Genomic DNA, 4,088 nt, shown 5'->3' with positions numbered 1-4,088 from the left:
TTCGGTAGTAAGCAAATTAATAATAATCTGCGGATCGTCAATTCTGCCGATCGCATTAATTCGCGGGCCGAGTCTAAAGACAATATCTTCGGGTTTCATAGCGGTACTTTTTGCTACCGTTCCCCCTTGAGTGCCAGACATTTCAATTAAGGCTTGAATGCCTATCACTTGCGACTTAGGTAATAGTTGTAAACCTTGCTTAACTAAGCGACGATTGATACCTGTCAGCGGTGCTAAATCGGCGATCGTGCCTAATGTAAATAATTCTAATAACTCATCGCTCAGGGATGGTTTGTTGAGTCTTTGAGCCAATTCTAACGCTAATAAATAAGCAACGCCGACACCTGCGATCGCGCGATAAACTGATGATTCGGGAATCAATTTCGGATTGAGAATCGCTTGCGCTGGTGGTAACACCTGCGGTAGATCGTGGTGATCGGTGATGATTACTTGCAAACCCAATTCTACGGCTCTGGCGATCGCCGCTACTGCTGAAATGCCGTTATCGACCGTGATAATTAACTTGACACCTTCAGCGTGAAACTCTTCGACAATCCGCTTATTAATCCCATAGCCATCGGACATCCGGCTGGGAATTGCGTAATCAACATCCGCACCCAAGGCGGAAAGCGCGCGCAACAGTAAAGCAGTGCTAGTCATCCCGTCAGCATCATAATCCCCGCAAATCGCGATTTTGGATTTATGCTCGATCGCGTTTACCAAGATATCCAAACTAATCTCCAGATCGGGAAATTCGGTCAACGGCGAGGGTAATACTGCCGTCTCTGGGTAAATAAACAACTCCGCTTGCTCTACCGTCTCAATTCCGCGATTCATCAATACCTGCGCCAGCAATGGTGATGTCGCCTCGCCATCTGTGAGCGTAATTCCCGCCGCTAAGGTTGCCGCCTGGGATAAATTACTCGGTGCTATTTGCCAGCGGTGTTGGGGGAGCATGATTATGGCAGTTGCAAATATAAGTTTAGCGATCGACCAGATCTCAAGACCGATCGAGCTTACATTTTATAATTATGCACCGCTCGATCGCCGCGAATGTAAAGTTTAAGTTCGGCTAACTCGGATATCTCAGGTCAAAGTAAAATCGATCGCAACCCGATCCAAGTTTCATGTACAAATTTGGTCGGATTGCGATCGCTAACTTAGGCTGCTAAATAGGGATAATCGTTGTAACCTTCAGCCCCTGCGGAATAGAATTTGGCAGAGTCTGGCGCATTAAGGGGAGCATTCTTGGCAAATCGCGTTGGCAGATCGGGATTGGCGAGGAATGGAGTACCAAAAGCTACTGCATCGAGCTTACCATCGGCGATCGCGGCTTCGGATTCCTCAGCACTATAGCCCATATTGCCAATAATAATCCCGCGATAGATCGATCGCATCGGCGTCATCACGTCACCTTGTTGCTCGCTCGTGAAGTCTCCACGCATGACATGGAGATAGGCAAGATTGTAATCATTAAGCCGATTTGCCAGCCAACTGTAAGTGGCGATCGGATCGCTATCTTTCATACTGTTGTAACTATTGAGCGGTGAAACTCTTACACCTACTCGATCGCTACCCCAGACATCGATCGTTGCAGCGAGCACTTCTAACAATAAACGGGCGCGATTCTCGATCGAGCCACCATACATCCCACTACGCTGATTCGAGCCGTCGCGCAAAAATTCATCTAACAAATAACCGTTCGCGGCGTGGACTTCCACGCCATCAAATCCCGCTGCTTTGGCATTTACCGCCGCTGCTTTGAAGCCAGCCACGATCGTTGGGATCTCCGCATCTTCCAGCGCACGAGGCGTCACATGCGCGACTTTCCCATTGGGGGTATGAATCTCATCATTGGTAATCGGAATGGCACTCGGAGCTACGGGAATCGCCCCGTCATTCATCAATGGATGACACGATCGTCCGCCATGCCAGATTTGTAGGTAAATCTGACCGCCTTGAGCGTGGACGGCATCGGTAACTTGCTTCCAGCCCGCCACTTGCGCGTCATTATAAATCCCTGGCTCCGTCCAAAACGACGAGCAACCCGCCATTGCCGCCGTAGCTTCGGCAATGACTAAGCCCGCACTCGCCCGTTGGCTGTAGTGTTCGGCCATTAGTGCCGTCGGTACGTGGTCTTTGTCTGCCCGACAGCGCGTTAGGGGTGCCATCAGAATCCGGTTAGGGAGAGTCAGAGCACCCATTTTCAGCGGTGTAAATAGATGGGTTAATGTCATAAGCTAACTAAATTAATGAATGGCTAGATTAGTCTGCTGTAGTAAATTCGGTAGTTCGATAATTCCGAATTAACAAACTATATCAACTTACATGGCATAATGCAAGTAAGGCATCACCAATGCTAGTTGTCGAACTGCTCGGAGATATCAGCTAAAGATCGCGCTCTAGAAAGGTTGCTTTAATCTTCTCCCCGTCCTCCCACTCCCCGCTCCCCGCTCTCTCCCCATACCATGCGTCCCTTCTATCATCCTCAGTCTGAAGATATTACTCTTGTTGGCGTGCTGTACGCACTTGGCGATCCAGTGCGATTGCAGATCGTCCGACGCCTTGCTCAGACTGGGGAATTAACTTGCTCGGATTTAGACTGTGCGGTTGCCAAATCAACGATGTCCCATCATTTCAAGATTTTGCGAGAATCGGGGTTGGTATCTACTCGCAAGGAAGGGACTCAACATATCAACACCTTGCGTACCGAAGATCTCGATCGGCTTTTCCCAGGATTATTGGCAGTGGTATTGCGCGATTCATTTAGTGAGGCTACATCTAGCCATGTTTGACGATCGACTCTAATGCTCCACATATTTGGATACTGGTAAGATGCGATCGAGTGGAAAGTTAGCGATCGACGCTTACAAGTATGTGACGAGAAATGTTGAATTGAGCTAAATTCGATCGGCTAGGATAACGAGCGTTCATTTGGTACTGAACTTCCAAATTAGTTTGCCGACAATAAGAGCGCGAGGCACGAAACCCCAATAATGACTATCGTATGAATTATTGCGATTATCGCCTAACACAAAGTAACTATTTGCAGGCACGACAACTAATTGGTGAGTATATTGAGGCGATTCACTGATGTAATTTTCGGTTAGAGGGCGACCTTTAATATAGACTTTGCCACCCTGAATCTTTACTTTGTCTCCTGGTAAACCGATAATTCTCTTCAGGAACTTATCCTTAAATTTTTCGCGTTTGAGCTGTTCGTTAGGATTGAAGATGATAATATCGCCTCGTTTGGGATTTTGCCGTTGATATATTGTCTTATCGATGAGAAATCGCTCGTTAGTCTTTAATGTCGGCAACATTGACTCCGATGGCATATAGTAGAAATTCACCACTTCATTACATCTAGAAAGTGATGGCATCTTTTCTTCTAATCGAACAATTTCAGCTAGATCGACTGGACTATCTTGCAACATTTTTTTGAGAAAAGAAGTACATTGAGATGATGTTGGTAATGGAGTACTCGGATCGATTGGAACAGCATATTTGAGCCGACACTGTTGGAAAATTCGCCGATCCCGATCGGATATTTGCCAATTACTAGCCCGAACTTTAACGATCGTATCAGTAAATACTTTTTGGCATAAAGACTCCGACAAAATTGGGCTGTCTACTGGTTGCTCATCGCTCCATCCAGGTCGATCGATTATCGCGCCTAAGATAACTAAAGAGAGTGCGAATAGTTGCAGGGATTTATGCAGAAGTAACATTAGCGATAAAGGCAATTGGCGTGGAGATGGTATAATTGCATCCGCCATAATAACCCGTTTGTAAATCCTATGTCCGTTTCTGCGGTATTGCCAGCCTTATTGGTATTAGCAGATGGCACAACCTATACTGGTTGGTCATTTGGCGCGATGGGTACGACCATTGGTGAAGTTGTCTTCAATACAGGGATGACTGGCTATCAGGAAGTCCTCACCGACCCTAGTTATAGCGGTCAGATCGTCGTATTTACTTATCCAGAATTGGGTAATACCGGCGTCAATCCCGACGACGAGGAATCTCACGCACCGCACGTTCGGGGCGCGATCGCGCGCAATGTCTGCTATCGTCCGAGTAACTGG

The 4,088-nt window shown here is 47.1% G+C and carries 5 protein-coding genes; 2 read left to right on the top strand and 3 right to left on the bottom strand.

Going from position 1 to position 4,088, the window contains the following annotated elements; translation table 11 throughout:
- Positions 1–957 (bottom strand): DHH family phosphoesterase (locus RMO84_RS03220; RefSeq protein ID WP_310487008.1); only part of this gene is annotated, 957 nt, incomplete at its 3' end.
- A 203-nt stretch (positions 958–1,160) separates the two neighbouring features.
- Positions 1,161–2,237: an alkene reductase gene (locus tag RMO84_RS03215; protein ID WP_310487007.1), complete on the bottom strand. Its 1,077-nt coding sequence runs from the start codon at positions 2,235–2,237 to the stop codon at positions 1,161–1,163.
- A 231-nt stretch (positions 2,238–2,468) separates the two neighbouring features.
- Here RMO84_RS03215 and RMO84_RS03210 point away from each other — a divergent pair, with 231 nt between their 5' ends.
- On the top strand, positions 2,469–2,795 hold the full coding sequence (locus RMO84_RS03210; RefSeq protein WP_310487006.1) for a metalloregulator ArsR/SmtB family transcription factor: 327 nt from the start codon (positions 2,469–2,471) through the stop codon (positions 2,793–2,795).
- A 135-nt stretch (positions 2,796–2,930) separates the two neighbouring features.
- Here the strand turns inward: RMO84_RS03210 and lepB are convergent, their stop codons facing one another.
- Complete coding sequence (gene lepB, locus RMO84_RS03205; RefSeq protein ID WP_310487005.1) at positions 2,931–3,731, bottom strand: signal peptidase I; 801 nt, start codon at positions 3,729–3,731, stop codon at positions 2,931–2,933.
- Between the two features lie 69 nt (positions 3,732–3,800).
- Here lepB and RMO84_RS03200 point away from each other — a divergent pair.
- On the top strand, positions 3,801–4,088 hold a 288-nt coding region (locus tag RMO84_RS03200; protein ID WP_310487004.1), incomplete at its 3' end, for a carbamoyl-phosphate synthase domain-containing protein.

It is taken from the genome of Chamaesiphon sp. VAR_69_metabat_338 (assembly GCF_031423935.1).
In the GTDB taxonomy this organism is placed as follows: Bacteria; Cyanobacteriota; Cyanobacteriia; order Cyanobacteriales; family Chamaesiphonaceae; genus Chamaesiphon.
This window is presented reverse-complemented; position numbering and strand designations above follow the sequence as displayed.